We start from the raw sequence: 21940 nt of genomic DNA, 5'->3' as shown, positions 1-21940 counted from the left end.
CCCGGCTGCGACACCACCGGGTCGTCCGGGCGCGGGGCCGCCACTCAGGAAGCGGCGACCCCGGTCGATGACCTGTCGACCTGTCGGGGCGGCGCGGGCGCCGTCGGGGCGGCGTCCGGCGTCGCCCCGCGCGCGGTCGGCCCGGCCGCCTCGTCGGCGTCGACCGAGCGGCCGTCAGCGTCGTCGTCGTCGTCGGCTGGAGGGCCGTCAGCGTCGGCAGGAGGGCGGTCAGCGTCGGCGGCGTCGGCGTCGGCTGGAGGGGCGTCGGCGTCGGCTGGAGGGGCGTCGGCGTCGGCTGGAGGGCCGTCGGTCGAGCGGTTGGCAGGTGTCTCCGGGGGCGCGACAGCCGTCGACGCGCCCGAGGGCGGTCCGCTGATCGGGCGGGGGTGGACCGCGCCCAGCGGCCCTCCACCCCGGGTCGGGCCGTCGTCCCCACCGACCGGACCGACCCCGCCGGACCCCGAGTCGTCGACGCCGTCCGCGCGGGAGCGACCCGGCAGCGGGCGGGTCCGGTCGGCCGCGTGGCCGAGGACCCGCAGCGACGCCAGGGCGGCCATCGGCACCACCAGGGCGGCGGCAGCGCCCAGCACGTCGAGTGCCGCGCCGTCGAGCACACCACCGAGCACGGCGGCGACCACGGTGCCGGCCATCGCGGCCCGGATCGCCGGGTAGATGCCGAACAACCGCATCAGCCCACCCCACGGCTGCAACAGGGCGAACCACACCAGCAGCCCACCCACCAACGCCAGCACGGTCAGCGGGCTGTTGACCAACGTCTCGAAATTCTCCGTGCTGGATCGGTGCACGGTGAACCCGCCGGTGCCGTCGCCGAGCGCGGAGAGGAACCTGCCCAGGCTGCCCCGTTCGGCCGCCGACCGCCGCAGGTCCACCACGGCGAACCCGATGCCGACCGCCAGGGCGGCCATGGCGGCCCAGGCCAGCCGGCTGACCGTCAACCAGCCGCCGGCGCTGATCACGGCGGCGACGCTCACCCCGGCGGTGAGCGCGATCGCGCCGACCGGGTCGGCGCCCAGGTACGGGCTGCCCACCACCACCACGGCGAGGCCACCCACCGCCACCATCACCGCGGGCCGCCAGCCACGGTGCAGCCGCTGGGCGAACCACCCCCCGGTCAGCAGCGCCCCGGCGAGGAGGACTCCCAGCCCCACGGTGCTCAGCCCGGCGTAGCGGCCACCCTGCAATGCGGAGTAGCCCACCACGCCGTTGAGCTGGAGGCTGGCCCCGGTGAGCACGTCCAGCCCGACCACGAGCGTGGTGAGGCCGGCCACCGCGCCCAGCGGGCCGAGGGTGCGCGCGTACCCGGGGACGAACCGGACCGCCGCGGTGCCGGCGGCCACCAGCAGCCCGGTGATCCCGGCGAAGAGCCAGCCGGGGTGCTCGCCCCGCCACCAGGGCACCGCGTCGGCCAGCAGCGCCGCCGGCACGGTCAACGCCACGGCGACCAGCAGCAACTCCGCCACCGCCACGATCCGCCCGGAGACGGCGGTCGGGCCGGTCGGCCCGGCGTGCGGGCGGGCCCGGCGCAGCAGCGGCAGGACCGCCAGCGCCAGCAGCACCTGCACACCGGCGAGCAGCGTGAAGAACCGGCCGGAGACGTTCCGCTGGGCGGCCGCCTCCCGATCGGCGTCGGCCGGGGCGCTTATGGCGTCGGCGAGGTCGGCCGGACGACCACCGGTGCTGACGGCCGGCCGGCCGAGGAAGAGACGTTCCGGCATCGGCCGGCCCAGCGCGGCGAGGGCGGTCGGCGCGAGGTCGACAAGTTGCAGGTACCCGTCGCGGCCGGTGCTGGCCGAGGTGAGCCACCCCCGCTCCCAGCCCGGACCGTCGGCGACCGCCACGTGCAGTCGCGACGGCGGGGCGGTGTCGGAGATCCCCGCGACAAGCACCAACGACCGCGGTGGCCGCGCGGCCAGCACCCGGGCCAACTGGGCGTCCGCCGCGCGGGCCTGCCCGGCGCGTGACGCGGGGTCGGTCCCCTCGACCGTGCCGAGGTCGACGATGCTCAGCACACACGAGCCGAGCAGCATCCGCGGGTCGGCCGGCAGCGCCGAGGCGTACCTGTCGACGCGGCCGAACGGTCGGGCGGCCGCCACCGCCGCACCCGGGCCCACGGCCACCGAGCAGCGGACCGACTCCGACAGCGAACCGGGCATGGCACCCCAGGACAGGCGCTGCTGGTTGTGCTGCACCACGCTCTCCTGGTCGGGCAGGTTCGCGCCGATGCCGTCGGGTTGTTCCACGGCCACTCCGGCCGGCGGACAGCCCTCGGGCGGCCGGCTGCCGTTCCACGCGGCGAAGCTGCCCGCGCCCAGGGTCAGCCAGCCGTCCACCGGGCAGGTGGGTCGGTGCGCGGAACGCACCGACAGCGAGCCGATTGACCCGTCCTGGGCCATCCGCCACAGCGTCGGGGTGCTCTGCGGATCGACGTCCTCCCAGCGCAGCCCGGCGATCCCGGCGAGCACCACGAAGTCGGCGGAGCGTTGCGGGACGCTCTGCGGTGGGCGGGCGGCCAGCGCGGTGACGCCGAGCGCCACCACGAGCACGGTCAACAGGGCGGGGGCAATTCGGCGCAGCATCACCGGTGTCCCGTTCTCGGGGCGTCGGAGTCGGGGGTGGCCGCCGGAGGAGTGGGTTGCCCGGCCAACTCGGCGTAGAGGTCGGCCAGCGCGGCCACGGTGTCCGCCTCGGTCGGCCACGTCGCCGCCCGTTCGGCGCCCCGCCGACCCAACTCGGCCCGCGCGGCCGGGTCGTCCAGCAGCGCGCGTACCGCCGCGTCGACCGCGTCCACGTCACCGGCGGGGACCAGCGCGGCGGCGTCGCCGACCAGCTCCGGCAGCCCACCGACAGCGGTGGCGACAAGGGGTACGCCCGCGCGCAACGCCTCCTGGGCGAACAGCTGCCGGGCCTCCCAGTCGCTCGTCACCACCGCGAGGTCGGCGCCGGCGAGCAGGTCGGCCACGTCGGTGCGGTGCCCCAGCAGGGTCACCGGCGCACGGGCCGCGGAGGTCCGGGCGGCCAGCGGCAGGTAGGCCGGGCCACTGCCCGCGATCACCACCACCGGCGGCGGGGTACGCGTACGCCAACGGGCCGCCGCGTCGATCAGCACGTCGTAACGCTTCTGCGGGTGCAGCCGACCGACCGAGACGATCAACGGCTGGTCCGGGCGTACGCCGAACTCGGCGCGTACCGCCGCCGGGCGTCGGCGCGGCGCGGGCAGGGTGGGCGCGGCGACCGGGGCGAGTCGGGCATCGGTGGCGCCCAGCGCCGTGGCCCGGGCCACCAGATCCGCGGAGGCGCCCAGGGCCACCCGGGCGCCGCGGGCCACCGCTCGTTCCGCGAGACGGGACATCGCGCCCCGCAGTCCGCCGGCGAGCACCGCGTTGTGCCAGGTGACGATCAGCGGGGCGGCGGGACGGGCCAGCACGGCGACCAACCCGGCACGCAGGCCGTGCGCGTGCACCGCGTCGACACCGGCGGCGGAGAGCACCCGCCGCAGGGTCAGCACCGCACGGGCGTCGGCCGGCGTCGGGCTGGCCGGGATCTCGACCGGCTCGAAACGCGCGCCCACACTCGTGAAGTCGAACTGCTCCTGGGTGGCGGCCGGCCCGCAGACCAGGACCGTCGCGCCGCCCGCGACGAGGCCCCGCGCCGCCGAGCGGACGTGCTGGCCGACCCCGCCGGTGCTGGACGCGAGCACCAACGCGACGCTGCCCGACCAGCCGATCGGCAGAGCTGCTTCAGTCATCGCGCTGCCGTCTCCTTCCCGTCGCCCCGCCGCGCGGAGGCCGACGTCGATCCGTCGCCCCCGCCCCGTGGCCCCCGCCGCCCCAGACGCCGCAGCATCCCGGCGAGCAGCGGTTGCACATCCCGCCGGTCGACGAACCAGACCACAGCGAGGAACACCGCCCCGACCAGAACCCCGGACAGCATGCCCTGACCGAGTGCCGCCGCGATCGTCGGGGTGCCGCCGCCCGGCGTGTCGAGCCAGCGGGTGAGGCCCCACCCGGCGAGCGCGGCGAGCACACCGGCGAGGCCACCAGCCGCCCCGGCCCGGGCCGCGCCGGCCAACGCCAGACGGCCGGCGCTACGCGCCACCGCCAGGAGCAGCAACGCCCCGAGGACGAGCATCCCCACCGAGTTCGCGGAGGTCACCGCGAGCACCCGGTCCCGAAGCGGCAGCACCGCACCGAGCGGCAGGGCCACGGCCGGCACCACCAGGAAGCCGACGGCGGTGGCAACCGTCGCCGCCCGCGTCTCCCCCCGGGCATAGAGCGCCCGGGTGAGCACCGCGAAGAGGCCGTAGCCGACCAGGCCGGGGGCGTACCCGATGATCGCGGCGGCGGCGGTCGACGCGGTGTCCGACGGGAAGAAGAAGTGCCCCACCGGCACGGCGGTCCCGATCAACGCGGCCGTGCCGAGACAGCTGAACAGGAGCACACCGCGCACGGCCGGCGCCAGGGTCGCCCGGTAGGTGTCCTCGTCACCGGCGGCCCGCGCCGCCGCCAGGGTCGGGTACGCCGCGATGGCCAGTGGCACCGCCAGCACCGCCCACGGCAGCAGGTAGACGGTCTGCGCCAGGTTGTAGACGCTGGGATTTGTCGCCGCGCCGTAGGTGACCCGGTTCAGGCTGACGATCAGGGCTATCTGCTGGGTGGCGACGGTGACCGCGCCGGCCACCGCCAACCCGCCGACCCGGGCCCGCGCGTCGGCCGTGAACCCGAAGCCGGGCCGCAGCCCCAGGTGGAGCTGGCGGACCGGGATCACCAGGGACAGCGACAGCACCAGCACGCCGAGGGTGGTGCCGGCGGAGAGCAGCAATTCCCCACCGGGGCTGACCCCCGCGACGGTGGCGTAACGGCCCTGCGTCGCGCCGAAGACGAGGTAGACGACGATGACGGTGAGGCTGGACAGCAACGGGGCGAGCACCGGCCAGGCGAAGCGGCGGTGGGCCTGGAGCACCCCGGCGAGCACGATGCCGATTCCGTACAGCGGTAGTTGCGGCGCGAAGACCCGCAGCATCCGGATGCCGCTCTGCTGCTGGGCGGCGGTCAGCCCGTCGCCCAGCAGCCCGATCACCGGCCCGGCGCCGACCACCACTAGCAACGCGAGCGGGACCAGCAGGGCCAGCGTCCAGGTCAGCAGCGCACCGGTGGTCCGGGCCACGGCTGTCCGGTCGCCCGCCGCGACCGCGCCGGCGAGCAGCGGCACGACGAGACTGGCCAGCGCTCCCCCGGCGACGATCTCGAAGATGAAGTTCGGCACCGCGTTGGCCACCACGTAGGTGCCACCGAGGTCGGTGTGCCCCAAGCCCAGGGTGAACACGGCGGTGCGGCCGAAGCCGGCGAGCCGGCTGGCCACGGTGAGGACGGCGATGAGCGCGGCTGCCCCGGCCAACCGGCCGGCGCCGGCGAGGGGTGCAGGTCTGGTCACGTCAGTCGGCGCGCCGGCCCAGAGCGTCGAGCTCCCGCAGCACCGGGGTCCGCTGGATCACCGCGGTGAAGCTGACCTTCTCGCTGGTGGCGGTGAGACCGGCGAGCAGCGCGAGCAGGCCGGCGCGCCCGAGCGGGCCGCTGCGGGCGGCGAGCGCGACGCCGAGCAGCGCCCCGAGCGCGTTCGCGCCGCTGTCGCCGAGCATCACGTCCTCGGCCAGGTCGTCGCGGAGCAGGCCGGCGGCGGCGCCGGCCGCACCGGCGGCGATCCCGCCGTGCGGGCCGCCGGTCAGCGGCGCGGCGAGCAGCAGCCCGGACTTGAGGGCGCGGCCCGGCCGCAGGTCGAGCAGGTTGAGCAGGTTGGCCGTGCCGGCGATCACGCCGGCGCCGAGCAGCACGTCGACGCCGCGGCCGAACGCGCCGTGGCGCAGCCGGCGGGGGTGCGCGGCGACGCGGGGGTCGGCGGCGAGCAGCGCGGCGGCACCCAGCCCGGCGGCACCCACTCCGACGACCTTGACCAGGCCCGCGGTGATCCGTCCCGCGCGCAGCGCGGCGAGGTGACCGGTGAAGCCCTTGGCCGCCTTCTGCTCCGGCCGCGCGCCGACCACGTCGTCGTAGAGGCCGACGCCACCGGCGCCGAGGCCGGCGACCAGGGCGGCCGCGCCGGAGGCGCCGCTGGTGGCGCCGAACGCGCCGACGGCGGTCGCCCCGGCGGCGAGCGCCGGGCCGGCGGCCAGGGTCACCGTGCGGCCCCGGAAGTTGGTGCGCTCCAGCGTCGGCCCGGCTGGGGAGACGCGTACCTCGCGCAGCGCGTAGCGGGCCGCGGCGGCGCCGGCACCGGCGATCAGCAGCCGGCCCAGCGTGCTCACGCTCCCGCCCCGCAGGGCCGCAGGCTCGCAGAAGCGTCGGTTACGGACACGGAGGTACGTCGTTCGCTCACTGGGGCAGTGTAGGCAACAGGCCGGAGGCGGCGTTGTCGCCGACGCCGTACTGGCCGGCCTTCTTCTCGGTGAGCTGCTGCACCAGGGCGAGGCTGGTGACCAGTTGGCCCTGCACGGTGTTGGCGTTGTCGACGGTCGAGATGGTCTGGGAGAGCACCGGGTCACCGCGCACCACGGAGACCAGGTTGCCACCGACGGAGCCCTTGCCGGCCACCACGATCGAACCGGTCCGGTCGAACTGCTCGGCGATCTTGACGACCGACTCGTCCCGCTTGTCGGAGTCCTTGTCGACGTTCGGCTGGCCGCTGACCACGACGACCGCCTCCGCCGGGCCGGTGACCTTGTTGCTGTCGGTGGTCAGGTAGCTGGCGTTGTTGTACGCGGCGAGCACCGCCCGCCGGTCGGCGTCGCTGACCGGCGCGGTGCCCTGGGCCCGGTCCAGCAGGACGCTGGCCAGCAGCGCGCTGGAGGTCTCCACACCGTGCCCGTTGCCGGGCAGGCCGGTGGTCTGCGCGGTCGGGCGGGCCGCGGTGACGGCCAACTCCAGCAGGTTGGAGTTGTTGTCCGGGTTGATGAACTTGTCCTGCAGATCGACCCGGCCGGTGATGGTGGCCCCGGCGAGCTGGAGCTTCTTGAGCACGCCCTCGGCGTGGTCGCGCCCGTTGGGCAGGGTGAGCATCAGCACGCGACGCCCGGACAGGGTGCTCGGGAGCACGAACTCGGACATCTTGTCGGCGAACTCCTCCTCCCGCCCGAGCTGCGTCTCCATGTTGTTGACCTGCTGGCGCCAGTACTGGTTGTCCTTGCGCAGCCCGGTGACCTGCCCCTCGAGCGAATCGGCGACCGGGCCGTTGAGAGCGGCCGTGCCGACCACCAGGCCGATCGCCAGAGCCAGGAACACCGCGGTGAGAGACACCACGTGGTAGCGGAAGTTGATCACGCTTGCAGCCTCTTGATCGGTCGGGAACTAGAAGAGCCGGTACAGCTGGAACACGAAATTGTCCCACCACTCGGCGACCACGCCCAGGTACGCCTTCCCGACGGTCGAGACAGCCACCGCGGACGCCATCGCCGCGATCGCCGACAGCACCAGCAGCAGCAACGAGGATCCGGAGATGCTCTGCCGGTAGAGCCTGCTCACACCCTTGGCGTCGACCAGCTTGCCGCCGACCTTCAGCCGGGTCAGGAACGTCGAGGCCATCCCGCCGCGGCCCTTGTCGAGGAACTCGACGAGGGTGGCATGGGTGCCGACCGCGACCAGCAGCGAGGCGCCCTTCTCGTCGGCGAGCAGCATGGCCAGGTCCTCGCTTGTCGCCGCCGCCGGGAAGGTGATCGCCGGGACGCCGAGACCGTTGACCCGGGGCAGGCCGGGCGCCCGCCCGTCCGGGTACGCGTGCACAATCACCTCGGCGCCGCAGCGCAGCACGTCGTCGGTGACCGAATCCATGTCCCCGATGATCATGTCGGGGGTGTAGCCGGCCTCGACCAGCGCGTCGGCCCCGCCGTCGACGCCGATGAGCACCGGCTTGAACTCCCGGATGTAGGGGCGCAGCACGTCCAGGTCGGCCTTGTAGTCGTAGCCGCGCACCACGATCAGGCAGTGCCGCCCCTGCATCTGCGTCTCGATGTCCGGCACACCCACACCGTCGAGCAGCAGATCGCGCTCCTGACGGAGGTAGTCCATCGTGTTGGCGGCGAACGCCTCCAACTGCACCGACAGGCCCTCCCGGGCATCGGCCATCGCCTTGGCGACCGACTCGGCGTCCTGCAGGCTGCCGTGGGCCACCGGCTCGTCGCCGGCGAAGACCGTGTTGCCCTCGAGGCGGACCTGGTCGCCCTCGCGGATCTGCTCGAAGACGCCCTCCCCGAGGTCGTCGAGGAGCGGGATGCCGGCGGCGACGAGCACCTCCGGACCGAGGTTCGGGTAGCGGCCGGAGACCGAGGGCTTGGCGTTGAGCACCGCGCCGACCCCGACCGCGACCAACGAGTCGGCCGCCACCCGATCCAGGTCGACGTGGTCGATGATCGCGATGTCACCAGGGCGCAGCCGACCGACCAGGCGTTTCGTCCGGCGATCAAGGCGCGCGGTGCCGAGGACTCTGCCCGGTTCGGAGTTCCGATTCCGGCGCAACGTGGGTAGACGCATCGTGACCATCCTGGCATGTGAGGCAGGCTTTTCTGTCGCGACATGCCTGAGCAGGGCCGCCTACCCAGGGAAGCACACGTCGGCACAAGCCGGTGTGCTTGCGCTCACAATACGCGGCGTCACAGCCGCCTTTCCTTGGCGGCCACGGCCAGCAGCTCCTCGGCGTGAGCGATACCCAGATCAGAATCGGGCAAACCCGCGAGCATCCGGGCCAACTCCCGAGCCCGCTCGGTGTCCTCCACGACCCGTACCCCGCTTGTCGTCACCGCGCCGCCGGTGTCCTTCGCCACCACCAGGTGCCGGTCGGCGAACGCGGCCACCTGCGGCAGGTGTGTGACGACGAGCACCTGGTGGCTGCGGGCCAGTCGGGCCAGCCGGCGGCCGATCTCCACCGCCGCCTGACCGCCGACACCCGCGTCGACCTCGTCGAAGACCAGGGTGGGCGGGCCACCCGAGCCGGCGAACACGACCTCGATGGCGAGCATCACCCGGGACAACTCACCGCCGGAGGCGCCCCGCTGCAACGGCAACGACGGCGCTCCCGGGTGAGCGAGCAACCGCAGCTCCACCTCGTCACCACCGTCCGACGCGACACCCACCTCGACGCCGTTGACCGACAGCGTCGGCTCGGCGCGACCGGCCGGGCGGGGCAGCACCGCCACCTCGATCCGCGCGTGCGGCATGGCCAACCCGGCCAGCTCGACGGTGACCTGGTCGGCGAACCGGATCGCCGCCTCCTGCCGGGACGCCGACACCCGCCCGGCCAGGTCGGCGACCTCCGCGGCGAGGCGCTGACCGTCGCGCTCCAACTCGTCGAGCAGATCGTCGGAGGTGTCCAGGTCGGACAGTCGGGTGCGCGCCCGATCGGCCCAGGCGATCACCCCGTCGACGTCGTCGGCGTACTTACGGGTCAACGCCCGCAGCGCCGCCCGCCGCTCGTAGACGTGCTGCAACCGGGCCGGATCCGCGTCGAGCGTCGCCAGGTACGCCGACAGCTCCGCCGACACGTCGGTGACGAGCGTCGCCGCCTCCTCCAGGCGGGCCGCCAGCTCACCCAGCGCCGGGTCGGTGCCCGACTGCGCCTCCAACGTGCGCCGGGCGGTGCCGAGCAGCACCGTCGCGTCGGGTGCCTCGTCGGCGGCCTCCGCACCACCCGCCACGCACTGCTGGGCGATCTGCGCGGCCGTCCGCAACCCCTCGGCGTGCTCCAGCCGCTGCGCCTCGGTCTTCAGCTCGTCATCCTCACCCGCCTGCGGATCGACCCGGGTGATCTCGTCGAGGCCCAGCCGCAACAGGTCGGCCTCCTGGTTGCGCTCGCGGGCGTTGCGCCGCCGGTCGGCCAGGTCGTCGACCACCCGCCGCCACCCGGTGTACGCCTCACGCAGCGCGTCGAGCAGCTTCTCGTGCGCGGGGCCGGCGAAGCGGTCCAGCGCGGCGCGCTGCTCGGCCGGGCGCAGCAGCCGCAGTTGGTCGGACTGGCCGTGCACGGCAACGGCCTGCTCGCCGACCTCGCCGAGCATCGACACCGGCATGCTCCGGCCGCCGACGTGGGCGCGGGAGCGCCCCTCCACCGTGACCGTGCGGCTCAGCAGCACCGAGCCGTCCTCGTCGGGCTCGCCACCGGCCTCGGTGATCCGGGCGTGCACGGCGTCGGCGACACGCCCACGCAGGCGCAACCGCCCCTCGACCACCGCCCGGCCGGGCTGGGCGCGGACCCGCCCGGCGTCGGCCCGACCCCCGAAGAGCAGGCCGAGACCGGTCACCACCATCGTCTTGCCCGCACCGGTCTCGCCGGTGATGACGTTCATGCCGCCGGTCAACGGCAGCGTGGTGTCCTCGATGACGCCCAGTCCGGTGATGCGCAGCTCTTCCAGCACAGCCACCGACAGTAGACGCGAGGCACGACAGTTGACCAGCCGACGGGCCCGGGTGCGGCCGACACCCGGCCGCCGTACAGTTCTGCCCCGTGCTGGATGTGATCGGCCTGACCTCGGCTGAGGAGGAGCTCTACCGCTGCCTGCTCCAGCTCACCACGGCCCGCATCGACGAGTTGGTCCGCCGGCTCAACCGACCCCGCGACCAGGTCGTCGCCCAGGTCGAGGCGCTGCGCGCCAAGGGCCTGGTGCAGCCCACCGACAACGACCCGGACGCGCCGCTGCGCCCGACCGCCCCGGACGTCGCCCTCGGCGCGACGCTCCTGCGCCGCCAGGAGGACCTGGAAACGGCCCGCCGACGGGTCACCCAACTGGCCGAGGAATACCGCTCCGGGCTGCGACGGCACCACGTCGACCACCTCGTCGAGGTGATCGCCGGCGCCCGGGTGCTCCGGGACCGTCTGCGCGATCTGCAGAATGCGGCACGCACCGAGGTGCTCTGGTTTTGCCGCGCCAACCCCCTGGCCATGGCTGGCCCGGAGAACGTCGAGGAGTTCGACGCGCTGGCCCGCGGGGTGAGCTACCGGGCCATCTACGAACGTGACCTGCTGCTGGAACCGGGCGCGTTGGCCGACCTGGCCAAGGGCGTCGCCGCCGGAGAGCAGGCCCGGGTCCTGGACCGGCTGCCGGTCCGACTGGCCATCGTGGACGCCCGCATCGCCATCTGCCCGTTGGTGCCGGACCGCGACGGCGGCGAACCGAGCGCCGCCGTGATCGGCCGCAGCCAACTGCTCGACGCGCTGCTCGCCCTCTTCGAGAGCCACTGGCGGGTGGCCACCCGGTTACGGCTCGACGATCCCCTCGCCGAGGCGACGACCGACAACCGCCGCCCGGATCCGAGCGACCAACCCAGCGACGGCTATCAGCCCGACGCCGACGAGGCGCGGCTGCTGTCGCTGTTCGTGGCCGGCGTACCGGACAAGTCCATCGCCTCGCAGCTCGGGGTGAGCCGGCGGACCGTGCAGCGGCGCGTCGCCGACCTGATGGCCGCCGCCGGGGTGGACACCCGGCCCGGGCTGGCGTTCCAGGTCGCCCGACGCGGCTGGCTCTGACCCGGCAGGGCCCGCCGTCGCCGGACGGCGGACCCCACCCGGGCGGGACGGCCGCAGCCGCCCCGCCCCGCGCGGGTCAGCGCAGCCCGTACGCCGCGAACACCGTCTGCTCGACGGTGTTCCCGGCCCGGTCGGCGGCACGGACCCGCAGCGACACCGTTCCGCGCCCGGCCGGCACGGTCGCGGTGTAGCGGGTACCCGACCCCTTTGTCGCCGCGGCGCGCCAGGTGACGCCCCCGTCGAAGGAGACCTGCACCCGGACGCTGGCACCGGTCGGCGCGGGCACCCCGGCGGGTTGACGCAGGGTCAGCCCGAGCTGGTGCGGCCGGTCGCCGCGTACCGTGCCGAGCAGGTCGGCCGGCACCCGGTAGTCCACCTGCAACAGCGACAACGGCGTGGCGGCGGCGCCCGCCGGTCGGGCCGAGGTGAACTCCCAGGCCGTGTCGGTCCGGGTGGCGTAGCGCCACTCGTCCGAGGACCGCTTCGTGGTCAGGTCGAGCCGGTAGCGGGCCCGACCCGCCGTGGTGGGCACCGGCGCCCACCCGCCGGACAGGTCGGCGATCTGCTGCCCGTCCCGGCTGACCCGGGCCTCCACGGTGTCCGACTCCTCACTCCCGCCGGCCACGCTGTAGTGCCCGTCGGCGTCGACGAACTCGGGCACCCGCAGGTTCAGGTTGTCACCGGTCCGGGTGGGAACCGGCGCGCCGCTTGCGGGTACGGCCGGCCGGACCACCGGGGCGTGCCAGGTCTCGGTCTCCCGGTCGTCGGCGGCGTACCGCCGGGGCGCCTGGTTCAGGCCACCGGCCAACTGCCCCCACTGCAGGTACATGAGCTTGTGCTGCACCCGGTGCTGCCACCAGTTGTCCCCGGCGCTGACGAACTCCTGCCGGGTGGTGCCGTTGCGGACCATGCGCTGGTCGTCGTTCCAGGAGTACTCCTGCCACGGACGCCAGCCAAAGCGCTGCTCACTGGCCCAACCCGCGCCCGTGTCGCCGTAGCTCGCGGTCACCTCGGCGGTGTTCTTCGCGGTCACGGTGTGCACGATCCGCTCCGGCACCCGCCCCTTCGACACCTGCCACACGTCGTACAGGTAGGGGCTGTCCACGGTCAGCGTCAGGTCCAGCACCGCCCGACCCTTCCTGGCCGCCGCGATGAGCCGCTGCCCGTCGTCGTAGGCAACCGCCATCGACGGGATCGGCAGACGGTCCCCCATCGGGCGCCACACCGTCCACGCGGAGAAGTCCGCCGGCCGAACGATCAGCACCGTGGCGGCGCCGGCGGCCGCCGCGGCGGCGATCTGCTCGTCCTCGGAGCGGTTCGGGTCGGTGGCGAGCAGCGCGGCGGCGCCCCGCACCCGGGTCAGCTCAGCGGGAGTTCCGGTGCCGGCCCAGACCAGCGCCATCTTCCGCCGGCCGGTCGGCGCCGGTGACGTACCCATCAGGTTGATGTCCAGCGGACCGGACACCCCGCTGATCTTCGCATCCACCATCGGGGCGACGAGCTGCCAGCGCGAGGCGAACTCGAACTCGCCCCGGCGCACCTGGCGGGTCGGCGTCACGTTCACCTGCTGGACAGTGCTGTAGGACATCACCCCGTGGTCGACCTGCCGGCCGTTGCCCAACACCCGGTGCACGTAGTAGCTGAGCGTCGCCTGCTGCTCACTGGGCTTCGGCGTCTCGATCCGTACCGGCGTGCCCTTGCGGGCGTCGAGCACGACGGTCAGGTCCCGGTCGACGGTCAGCTCCGGCTCGACGACCTCGGTCAGTTGCTCGTCCAACGGGGCGCCGTGCTCGACCATCGCGGTCAGCAGGTACGAGCCCTCCTCGACCTGCAGGGTGCCCTCGCCCGGCCACCAGCCCCAGAAGTCCGACTCGGGCTGCTCACCGAAGAGAGTCAACCCCGGCGAGAGGGTCAGCCGACCCTCGCGGTCCAACACCTTCACGGTCACCTGGTGCATCGGAGCACTGACGGTGAGCCCGACCGGGGTCCGCACGGCGACGCCGTCCGTACCGGTTGCCACCAGCCAGCCGCCGTGCGGACCCCGGGCCAGCTTCGCCGGGTCGGCGCGCAGCGGCACGGCCACGCTGCCGCCCGCCGGCACGGTCACCTCGCCGGAGGTGACGGCGACCCCGTCGGTCTCGGCCGCGCCGCTGTCCAGGTTGCGCAGCTCCAAGCCCAGCCGCAGGGTCCGCGCCGCCTTCGTGCCATTGGTGTACGTCACGGTCCGCTCGACCGCCGCACCGCCGGTGGAGATCCGGCCGAAGTCCGCGGTGGCCGACGCGTACACCTGCTGCGTGAGCGCCCGGGCCACATCGACGCGACCGCCACCCTGCTCGAAGACGGTCAGCGCCGGGTTGGCCTTCGTGGTGCTCACCAGCGCGTCCTTGAGCTTGGCGGCGTTCCAGTCCGGGTGTTCCTGGGCGAGGATCGCGGCCGCTCCGGACACGTGCGGGGTGGCCATCGACGTGCCGTTCGCGGTCGTGTACGCGTCGCCCACCGGCGTACCCATTGTCGTGCCGGCGGCCCGCGCGGCGACGATGCCGACGCCCGGCGCGGTGATCTCGGGCTTGAGGCCGTTGTCGCCGAGCCGCGGGCCGCGGCTGGAGAACTCCGCCAGGTTGTCGTCGCGGTCCACCGCGCCGACGGTGAGCGCCGCGGCGGCCGCGCCCGGCGAGCCGACGGTACGCGCCGCGCCCGAGTTGCCGGCGGCGACCACGAAGAGCGCGCCGGTCTCGGCGGTCAGGTCGTTGACGGCCTGGCTCATCGGGTCGGTGCCGTCGGTCGGGTCGCCGCCCAGGCTCATGCTGACGACCTTCGCGCCGGAGTGGGCGGCCCACTCCATGCCCGCGATGATGGACGAGTCGTAGCCGGAACCACCGTCGTCGAGCACCTTGCCGATCAGCAACGTCGCGCCGGGGGCCACGCCCTTGCGCAACCCGGCGGAGGCCGCGCCGCTGCCGGCGATGGTGGACGCCACGTGGGTGCCGTGGCCGTGCCCGTCGCGGGCGCTGCCACTCGCGGAGAAGTCGCGCGCCTCGGCGATCCGACCGGCCAGGTCGGGGTGGGTCGCGTCGACGCCGGTGTCGAGCACCGCCACCGTCACGCCGGCACCGTCCCGGCCCGCCGCCCAGGCGATCGGGGCCCCGATCTGCGGCACGCTGTGCTCCAGCGTCGGGCGGACCTTCCCGTCCAGCCAGATCCGCGCGATACCGGCGCCGAGCCTGGCCGGCGTCCCGGCGGCGACACGCTGCCCGGGCGCGCCGGCCAGCGTGGTCCACAGGCCGCCGAGGTCCCCCTTGCCGACCCGCAGCGCCGCGCCGTTGATGCTCTCCAACGGCCGGGCGTCGGTGGCACCGGCGAGCGGCTTGACCCGCCCCCCGGCCTGCTCCTGGTACCGCACGATCAGCGGCAACGCACCCTGCTCGGCGTCGCCGTAACCGTCGGCCGCCAAATCCTGCACCTCGAAGAGGTTGGCGTCGAGGACCCCACTGGAAACGTAGGGCAGGACGTCGCTGGGCAGGACCCGCAGCCGGCCGTCGACCTCCAGAGTCTGGAAGATGACCCGCTCACGCCCGGGTCCCGGGCGAACGGTGGCGGCGACCCGGCCCGGCGCCGCCGGCGCGAGCTCGACCTGGTCGCCGGTGATCAGGGTGACGCGGACGGGTGCCGCGAGCGGGGTGGGCGTGCCCGAGTTCGGGCCGGTGGGCCGGACGGGCGGGTCGGCGGACGCCGGTGCGGCGAGGCCGACCACCAACGCGCCGACCGCGCCGACGGCGAGCCAGCGGGGGGACCAGTGCATGCGATGTGCTCCTCTACTCCTGAAGGCCCGCCATCCGTAGATGAGGGCCGATCGGAGTCTGCGACGGAGCCTGTCACCAGGTCACTAGTCGCCAGCCGCCGCAGCGGCGACATGTCGTCAGGTGGACAACCGCCGTCCACCGACCGTGTACGTCGCGCTCACCGGCGGCTGCCGCGCCACCCGTGCACGGGAAGGCCGAACTTGGCGACCAGCCGGTCGGTGAACGGGCGGGCCCGCAACCGCACGATGCGCACCGGCAGGGCGCCCCGACGCACCGTCACCCGGGCGCCGGGTGGCAGGTCGTAGACGCGCCGCCCGTCGCAGGACAGCACGGCGAGGGTGGTGAACGGGTCGACGGTGATCACGAAGGTGGACGTCGGGGCGGTGACCAACGGCCGGCTGAACAGCGCGTGCGCGCTGATCGGCACCAACAGCAGCGCCTCCACCTCCGGCCAGACCACCGGGCCGCCACCGGAGAACGCGTACGCGGTGGAGCCGGTCGGCGTGGCGCAGACGACACCGTCGCAGCCGTAGCGGGACAGGGGCCGCCCGTCCACGTCGACGAGCAGTTCGAGCATCTGCGCCCGCTCGCCCTTCTCGATGCTGATCTCGTTGAGCCCCCAGGACTCGATGGTCGGCCCACCGTCGAACTCGGCCGTCACGTCCAGGGTGAGCCGCTCGTGGACCGTGTAGTTGCGACCCACGACGTCGCGCACCGCGCTGTCCAGGTCGTCGATCTCCGCCTCGGCCAGGAAACCCACCTTACCCAGGTTGATACCGAGCAGCGGCGCCTTCGCCGGCCGGGCCAGCTCGGCGGCACGCAGGAAGGTGCCGTCCCCACCGAGCGCGAAGACGATCTCGGCGCCCTCGGCGGCCTGCGGGCCGGCGACCGGCACCACACCGGGCAGGTCGAGGTCCTCGGCCTCGTCCGCGACCACACGTACCTCGAAACCCGCGTCGATCAGGTCGGCGGCGACCGACCGGGCGTGCTCGGTGCTGCGCCGTCGGCCGGTGTGGGTCACCAGCAGCGCGGTCCGGCTCATCGGGCCACCCGCCCGACCCGGCCCGGGCGGCGTCGCGCCACCGTCGCCCCAGCCCGGCCGCGTGATCCCCCGCGGGCCGACGCGGTCTTCTCGCTGCGCGCGTTCACCCTGCGACCTCCTCCGCCGCCACGTCCGGCACGTCGCCGGACGTCGGGCCCTCCGGCCCGGCCGCCACCACGGCCCGCACCCGCTGCGGGTCGGCCGGTGGTGCGCCTCGGCGCAACCATACGAAGAACTCCACGTTGCCGCTCGGCCCGGGTAGCGGGCTGGCCGCCACGTCGGCCAGCCCGAGGCCGAGCCGCGCCGCCGCCGCCGCCACGTCCAGCACCGCTTCGGCGCGCAGCTCCGGATCGCGGACCACACCGCCGGCGCCGACCCGGTCCTTGCCGACCTCGAACTGCGGCTTCACCATCAACGCCAGGTCACCGTCGTCCCGGGTGCAGCCGGCCAACGCCGGCAGCACCAGCCGCAACGAGATGAACGACAGGTCGGCCACCGTGAGGTCGACCGGCCCGCCGATGGCATCCGGATCGAGGGTACGGACATTTGTGCGCTCCAGGACGCGGACCCGCTCATCCGTACGCAGTGACCAGGCGAGCTGCCCGTAGCCGACGTCCACGGCCACCACCTCGGCCGCGTCGGCGCGCAGCAGCACGTCGGTGAAGCCACCTGTCGACGCGCCCGCGTCCAGGCACCGCCGGCCGGCGACGCGCAGCCCACCGACCCCGAACGCGGCCAGCGCGCCCGCGAGCTTGTGCCCGCCCCGGGAGACGTACTCCTCGCTCGGGTCCTCGCCGGTCACCAGCAGCGGATCGGCGGGGTCGACCATCGCGGCGGCCTTGCGCGCGACGACCCCCCGCAGTTGGACGCGGCCGGCCTCGACGAACGCGGCAGCCTGCTCCCGGGAGCGGGCCAGACCACGGCGGACGAGTTCGGCGTCCAGCCGGTTGCGACGTGCCATGGGTGGTTCTCCGGTCTGCTCAGGCCTGGTCGTCCCACTCAGGTCTGGTCGATGGTGGCGAGGGTTTCGCGCAACGTCTCGTAGGCCGCCTCGTACTGGGCGATCTGATCGGCCGGCGCCAGCGTCGCCGCGTTGGCCATGGCCCGCACCGCGGCGTCCACCGCCGGGTGCCGCGCCTCGTCGTCCCCGACGTCGGGCAGCGGCCCGGGACGGACGCCCACCGGCGGTGCGGGCCGGGCTGCTCCGCCGGCCGGCAAGCCGGGTCGGGCTGCTCCGCCGGCCGGCGGGCCGGGTCGGGCTGCTCCGCCGGCCGGCGGGCCGGGTCGGGCTGGGAACGCCCCGTTGGGTGCCGGGCCGGGCCGGGCCGGGAACGACCCGCCGGCCGGTGGACCGGGCTGGCTCATTCGGCGTCGCCCGGAGGCTGCTTGCGGACCGCCTTCTTGGCCGGCATGTCCGCCGGGGTGGGGGCCTCGTCGTCGGCGGTGCCGGTCGTCGCCGGCGGCTTCTTGGCGACGGCCTTCTTCGCGACGGCCTTCTTCGCCACCGCCTTCTTGGCGACGGCCTTCTTGGCGACCGGGGCACCGGCCGAGGCGTCGGAGGGCACCAGACCGGTGCCGGGGCGCGCGGCAAGCGTGGGGTCGGCCTGCGCCGTGCCGCCGGCGGTGGCCGGCGCGGCGGCGGTCGGCTCGGCGACGGTCGGCGCGGCGGCGGTCGGCGCGGCGGCGGTCGGCGCGGCGGCGGTCGGCGCGGCGGCGGTCGGCTCAGCGACGGTCGGCGCGGCGGCGGTCGGCGCGGCGGCGGTCGGCGCGTTGGCCGGCGCGGCGGCAGCAGTCGGCGCGGTGACGGTCGGCGCGGCGGCCGTCGACGCGGTTGTCGGCTCCACGGCGCGCGCCTCGCGGAGCTGCCGTTCCAGGTCGTGCACCCGTCGGGTCAACTCGGCCACCTCGTCGGCGGTGGCCAGGCCGACCGCGCCGAGGGTCCGGTCGACCTCGAATCGGACCAGTTTGGTCAGCGCCTCTCGGTTGGCGGCGCCGGTGGTGACCAGCTCCTCGCCGAGGGCCTGGAGCTGGGCGGCGGTCGCGCCACCGGAGCCGACGAGGCGACGTACCACGTCCTGGGCCTTCTTCCGGGGCGCCTCCGCGAGGCCCATGGCCAGCTCGAGGTAGGCGCGCCACGCGTCCTGCATGCCTGAGTCCTTCCACGGGGCGGGGTGTGCAGGTGTCACGCTACCGGGCACCCCGGACTGTGCCGTGCGGTACGGTGCCGAGGACGGCGTGGCGATCAACGAGGGGGAGATGTGGCCAGCGTGGACGAGTGCCGGCAGGCTTTGCAGGAGCTGGCCGCCCGGCTGGATCGCAACGCCGAGACGGTGCGCGAACGGATCGACCTGGACCGGACACTTGCCTGCCGGATCACCGATCTGGACACCGCCTTCCACGGCCGGATCACCGGCGGTCGGCTTGTCGAGTTGACCGACGGCGACGACCCCAAGGCCAAGATCGCGCTGAGCACGTCCAGCGACGACCTGCTCGCCCTGGTCCGCGGCGACCTGGACGTCACGAGCGCGGTGACCTCCCGCCGGGTGTCGATCAAGGCCAACCCGTTCGATCTGCTGAAGCTGCGCAAACTGCTCTGACGCGCCCGGTCAGGCAGCGGCGACCAGGCCGAAGCTCTCCACCGCGTGCGTCGCGTCCGGACCGATCGGGCGGATCTTCGGCAGCGCCGGCTCCGGTGCCGACCACGCCATCGCGCAGAGCGCCGCCAGCGCGTCAAGCGGCCGGCCCGAGCCGGCCAGTTCCAGGGTGCCGTCGCGGTCGGTGACGGACCAACCGCCGGTGTCCGCCGAACCCGGGACCCGCACGGCGACCGCCGGGTCGAAGAGCCCCGCCAGGTCCCTCGCCACGTACGTGGGACGCCGCTGCGGAGCCGCGGCCAGCAGATCCGGTACGCCGTGGACGCCGGTGAGCACGAGCAGACTGTCCAGCCCGGCACGGCGGGCACCCTCGATGTCGGTGTCCAACCGGTCACCCACCACCAGGCTCCGGCCACCTCCCGCGCGCCGGGCGGCGGTCTCGAACAGTGCCGACTCCGGCTTGCCGACCACCACGTCCGGGTCGCGCTCCAGCGCCGTCCGCAGCACCGCCACCAGTGACCCGTTGCCGGGCAACGGACCTCGCCCACTGGGCAGCGTGCGGTCGGTGTTGGTGGCGATCCAGAGCGCGCCGGAGCGCACCGCGATCGACGCCTCGGCCAGTTCGGCCCAGCCGACCTGCGGGCCGTACCCCTGCACCACCGCGGCCGGGTTCTCGTCGGCTTTGGTGACCGGCGTCAGGCCCACCGCGCGCAACTCCGCACGCAGGGCCTCGGCACCCACCACCAGCACCGGCGCACCGGCGGGCAGCCGATCCCGCAACAGCTCGGCCGAGGCCGCGGCGGAGGTGAGCACCTCCTCCGGCCGAGCCGGCACGCCCATCCCCGTCAGCAGGTCGGCGACCTCGCTGGATCGGCGGGACGCGTTGTTCGTGGCGTACGCCACCGCCCGTCCCTCGTCGTGCAGCCGGGCCACCGCCTCGACGGCACCGGGGATCGGCCGGTCGATCAGGTAGATCACGCCGTCCAGGTCGAAAACGACAAGGGTGTACCCGTCGACCAGCCGCTCCCCAGTGCCCCCGTTCACCGCTGCGTCGGCTCCGACTCGTCGCCCCGGGCGGGGGCGGTCTCGTCGGCGTTCACCGTGTCGCCGGACGTCGTACCGCCGTCGACAGCGGTGTCCGCGTCGTCGTTGCCGGCCTCGTCCGGGTGACGGTCCTCGTCCTCGTCGACGGAGTCCTCGTCGACGGAGTCCTCGTCGTCGCCAGGACGGCCGACAGCACCGTCCTGCTCGTCGTCGTCGAAGTCCTCGTCCTCGTCGTCGTCCTCGACGTCGTCGTCCTCGTGGTCCTCGACGTCGTCGTCCTCGTCGTCGTCGAAGTCCTCATCCTCGTCGTCGTCGCGGTCGTCGTCGTCTTCGTCGTCGCGGTCGTCGTCGTTCCCGCCGGTCAGATCGGCGTCCGGTTCGGCCGGAACCGCTCCGGGAGTACCCGGGCCCGCGGCGATCTCCTCGGCGGCCTCGTCCTCGTCGTCGCCCTCGATGACCACGCCGTCGAGTTCGAGCAGCCGCTCGGCGGCATCGGTCTCGCCCTCGGTGTCCACGTCAGCGGCACGGGAGAACCACTCGCGGGCCTCCTCACGTCGGCCCACGGCGAGCAGCGCGTCGGCGTACGCGTACCGCAGGCGAGCCGTCCACGGCACCGTGGCCTCGCTGGTGAGGTCCGGTACCTGGAGCATCGCGACCGCGGCGTCCTTCTGCCCGAGGTCACCCCGGGCACCCGCGGCGACGATCAGCAGCTCGATGGCGACGGCCTGGTCCAACTTCTCCCGGTCGGCGCCGCGGAACAGGTCGATGGCACGCTCCGGCCGGCCGAGAGCCCGTTCGCAGTCGGCCAGCACGGCCAGGTGGCTCTGCAGACCGCTCATCCGGTGGTACGTGCGCAGCTCGGCGATCGCCGACTGCCACTCCCCCGCGTGGTACGCGGCCAGGCCCACGGCCTCGCGGACCGCGGAGATGCGCGACGCGAGCCGCCGGGCGGCCAGCGCGTGCGCCAGCGCCTCGGCCGGGTTCTCGTCGATCAGCTGACCGGTCGCGACCAGGTGCCGGGCCACCGTCTCGGCGACCGGCTTGTTCAGCGAGAGCAGCTCAGCGCGGACGTCCTTGTCGAGGTCGGTCGCGAGGATGTCATCCGGCAGGGCCGGAGCAGAGCTACGCCCACCGTCGAACGAGTCGGAGCCGCCAGCACGGTCGTCGCGGCGGAACTCGCCCTCGCGACGCGGCCGGTCGTCGGCCCGGGAAGCACCCGCCCGGTCGCCGCCGCGGTAGCCGCCCTCGCGGTCACCGCCCCGGTAGCCGCCCTCGCGCGGTCCACTCGGACGGGAGCTGTCGCGGTCGCCACCACGGAAACCACCCTCACGGGGAGCACCGCGGTAACCGCCGTCGCGGGACGCGCCGCCTTCACGACGGTCGCCACCACGGAAGCCGCCCTCACGGTCGCCACCCCGGTAACCGCCCTCGCGCGGTCCACTTGGACGGGAGCTGTCGCGGTCGCCACCACGGAAACCACCCTCACGGGGAGCACCGCGGTAGCCGCCGTCGCGGGACGCGCCGCCTTCACGACGGTCGCCACCCCGGAAGCCGCCCTCACGATCACCGCCCCGGTAACCGCCCTCACGGTCGCCACCACGGAAGCCGCCCTCACGAGGCGCGCCGCCGTCACGCGGGGCGCTCGGCCGGGAACCGCCCCGGTCACCGCTCCGGAAGCCGCCTTCACGCGGGGCGCTGGAACGCGAACCATCGCGGTCGCCACCCCGGAAGCCGCCTTCGCGACGGTCGCCGCCGCGGAAGCCGCCCTCGCGGTCGCCACCACGGAAGCCGCCCTCACGAGGGGCGCCGCCGTCACGCGGTCCGCTCGGCCGGGAACCATCCCGGTCGCCACCCCGGAAGCCGCCTTCGCGACGGTCGCCGCCGCGGAAACCACCCTCACGGTCGCCACCACGGAAGCCACCCTCGCGGGGGCCGCT

At 74.5% G+C, this 21940-nt stretch carries 16 protein-coding genes and 1 pseudogene; 3 read left to right on the top strand and 14 right to left on the bottom strand.

The annotated features are described in order from the left end of the window. Positions 1 to 44 precede the first annotated feature (44 nt). The 7 genes from ACPXBU_RS00085 to recN form a co-directional block, all read right to left on the bottom strand. Entirely contained in the window at positions 45 to 2597 is a 2553-nt protein-coding gene (locus tag ACPXBU_RS00085) for a hypothetical protein (protein WP_425755442.1), read from the bottom strand. Beyond that, complete coding sequence (locus ACPXBU_RS00080; protein ID WP_393368030.1) at positions 2597 to 3766, bottom strand: glycosyltransferase family 4 protein; 1170 nt, start codon at positions 3764 to 3766, stop codon at positions 2597 to 2599. The genes ACPXBU_RS00085 and ACPXBU_RS00080 overlap by 1 nt, the downstream gene beginning before the upstream one ends. Continuing rightward, positions 3763 to 5451: a murein biosynthesis integral membrane protein MurJ gene (murJ, locus tag ACPXBU_RS00075; RefSeq protein ID WP_425755440.1), complete on the bottom strand. Its 1689-nt coding sequence runs from the start codon at positions 5449 to 5451 to the stop codon at positions 3763 to 3765. The genes ACPXBU_RS00080 and murJ overlap by 4 nt, the downstream gene beginning before the upstream one ends. Before the next feature lies 1 nt (position 5452). Beyond that, positions 5453 to 6319: a hypothetical protein gene (locus ACPXBU_RS00070; protein ID WP_425755438.1), complete on the bottom strand. Its 867-nt coding sequence runs from the start codon at positions 6317 to 6319 to the stop codon at positions 5453 to 5455. A 67-nt stretch (positions 6320 to 6386) separates the two neighbouring features. Next, on the bottom strand, positions 6387 to 7331 hold the full coding sequence (locus ACPXBU_RS00065) for a copper transporter (RefSeq protein WP_393368024.1): 945 nt from the start codon (positions 7329 to 7331) through the stop codon (positions 6387 to 6389). A gap of 27 nt (positions 7332 to 7358) precedes the next feature. Then, positions 7359 to 8537: a putative cytokinetic ring protein SteA gene (gene steA, locus ACPXBU_RS00060; RefSeq protein WP_393368022.1), complete on the bottom strand. Its 1179-nt coding sequence runs from the start codon at positions 8535 to 8537 to the stop codon at positions 7359 to 7361. 119 nt (positions 8538 to 8656) lie between these two features. Further along, the gene (recN, locus tag ACPXBU_RS00055; RefSeq protein WP_425756664.1) at positions 8657 to 10414 is read right to left on the bottom strand and encodes a DNA repair protein RecN; all 1758 of its coding nucleotides are present in this window, start codon (positions 10412 to 10414) and stop codon (positions 8657 to 8659) included. Positions 10415 to 10503: 89 nt separating this feature from the next. Between recN and ACPXBU_RS00050 the strand changes: the two genes are divergently transcribed. Then, positions 10504 to 11523 (top strand): helix-turn-helix domain-containing protein, encoded by a 1020-nt coding sequence (locus ACPXBU_RS00050; RefSeq protein WP_425755437.1) that lies wholly within the window; start codon positions 10504 to 10506, stop codon positions 11521 to 11523. A gap of 76 nt (positions 11524 to 11599) precedes the next feature. On the opposite strand, the gene ACPXBU_RS00045 is transcribed toward ACPXBU_RS00050, so the two are convergent. The 5 genes from ACPXBU_RS00045 to ACPXBU_RS00025 form a co-directional block, all read right to left on the bottom strand. Beyond that, positions 11600 to 15322 carry a S8 family serine peptidase gene (locus ACPXBU_RS00045; RefSeq protein WP_425755436.1) on the bottom strand — a complete coding sequence of 1241 codons (3723 nt, stop codon included), beginning with the start codon at positions 15320 to 15322 and terminating at the stop codon, positions 11600 to 11602. Positions 15323 to 15480: 158 nt separating this feature from the next. Continuing rightward, positions 15481 to 16365: an NAD kinase gene (locus ACPXBU_RS00040; RefSeq protein ID WP_393368018.1), complete on the bottom strand. Its 885-nt coding sequence runs from the start codon at positions 16363 to 16365 to the stop codon at positions 15481 to 15483. A 103-nt stretch (positions 16366 to 16468) separates the two neighbouring features. After that, a complete protein-coding gene (locus tag ACPXBU_RS00035; RefSeq protein ID WP_425755435.1) occupies positions 16469 to 17326 on the bottom strand; it encodes a TlyA family RNA methyltransferase in 858 nt (285 codons plus the stop codon). Between the two features lie 38 nt (positions 17327 to 17364). Beyond that, positions 17365 to 17547, bottom strand: coding sequence for a hypothetical protein (locus ACPXBU_RS00030; RefSeq protein ID WP_357255869.1), 183 nt, complete (start codon positions 17545 to 17547; stop codon positions 17365 to 17367). A gap of 179 nt (positions 17548 to 17726) precedes the next feature. Then, positions 17727 to 18512, bottom strand: a complete 786-nt coding sequence (locus ACPXBU_RS00025) for a phasin family protein (RefSeq protein ID WP_425755433.1) — start codon at positions 18510 to 18512, stop codon at positions 17727 to 17729. A gap of 111 nt (positions 18513 to 18623) precedes the next feature. Between ACPXBU_RS00025 and ACPXBU_RS00020 the strand changes: the two genes are divergently transcribed. Then, a complete protein-coding gene (locus tag ACPXBU_RS00020; RefSeq protein WP_088947517.1) occupies positions 18624 to 18962 on the top strand; it encodes an SCP2 sterol-binding domain-containing protein in 339 nt (112 codons plus the stop codon). A 9-nt stretch (positions 18963 to 18971) separates the two neighbouring features. Here ACPXBU_RS00020 and ACPXBU_RS00015 read toward each other — a convergent pair whose 3' ends face one another. Then, positions 18972 to 20003: an HAD-IIA family hydrolase gene (locus ACPXBU_RS00015; protein ID WP_393368008.1), complete on the bottom strand. Its 1032-nt coding sequence runs from the start codon at positions 20001 to 20003 to the stop codon at positions 18972 to 18974. Further along, positions 20000 to 21028: a tetratricopeptide repeat protein gene (locus tag ACPXBU_RS00010; protein WP_425755430.1), complete on the bottom strand. Its 1029-nt coding sequence runs from the start codon at positions 21026 to 21028 to the stop codon at positions 20000 to 20002. The genes ACPXBU_RS00015 and ACPXBU_RS00010 overlap by 4 nt, the downstream gene beginning before the upstream one ends. Here ACPXBU_RS00010 and ACPXBU_RS00005 point away from each other — a divergent pair. Beyond that, positions 21017 to 21940: pseudogene (locus ACPXBU_RS00005) on the top strand (hypothetical protein); the annotation flags it as partial. The gene ACPXBU_RS00010 and the pseudogene ACPXBU_RS00005 overlap by 12 nt on opposite strands.

It is taken from the genome of Micromonospora sp. DT231 (assembly GCF_049847025.1).
GTDB lineage: Bacteria > Actinomycetota > Actinomycetes > Mycobacteriales > Micromonosporaceae > Micromonospora.
Note: the sequence above shows the minus strand (reverse complement) of the source record. Positions and strands in the feature narration are given on the sequence as shown.

Bases quoted from the DNA above. Each gene is read 5' to 3' on its own strand.
- ACPXBU_RS00085 (WP_425755442.1), bottom strand. From the start codon at position 2,597: ATGCTGCGCCGAATTGCCCCCGCCCTGTTGACCGTGCTCGTGGTGGCG.
- steA (WP_393368022.1), bottom strand. From the start codon at position 8,537: ATGCGTCTACCCACGTTGCGCCGGAATCGGAACTCCGAACCGGGCAGA.
- ACPXBU_RS00025 (WP_425755433.1), bottom strand. From the start codon at position 18,512: ATGCAGGACGCGTGGCGCGCCTACCTCGAGCTGGCCATGGGCCTCGCG.
- ACPXBU_RS00035 (WP_425755435.1), bottom strand. From the start codon at position 17,326: ATGGCACGTCGCAACCGGCTGGACGCCGAACTCGTCCGCCGTGGTCTG.
- ACPXBU_RS00040 (WP_393368018.1), bottom strand. From the start codon at position 16,365: ATGAGCCGGACCGCGCTGCTGGTGACCCACACCGGCCGACGGCGCAGC.
- ACPXBU_RS00045 (WP_425755436.1), bottom strand. From the start codon at position 15,322: ATGCACTGGTCCCCCCGCTGGCTCGCCGTCGGCGCGGTCGGCGCGTTG.
- ACPXBU_RS00080 (WP_393368030.1), bottom strand. From the start codon at position 3,766: ATGACTGAAGCAGCTCTGCCGATCGGCTGGTCGGGCAGCGTCGCGTTG.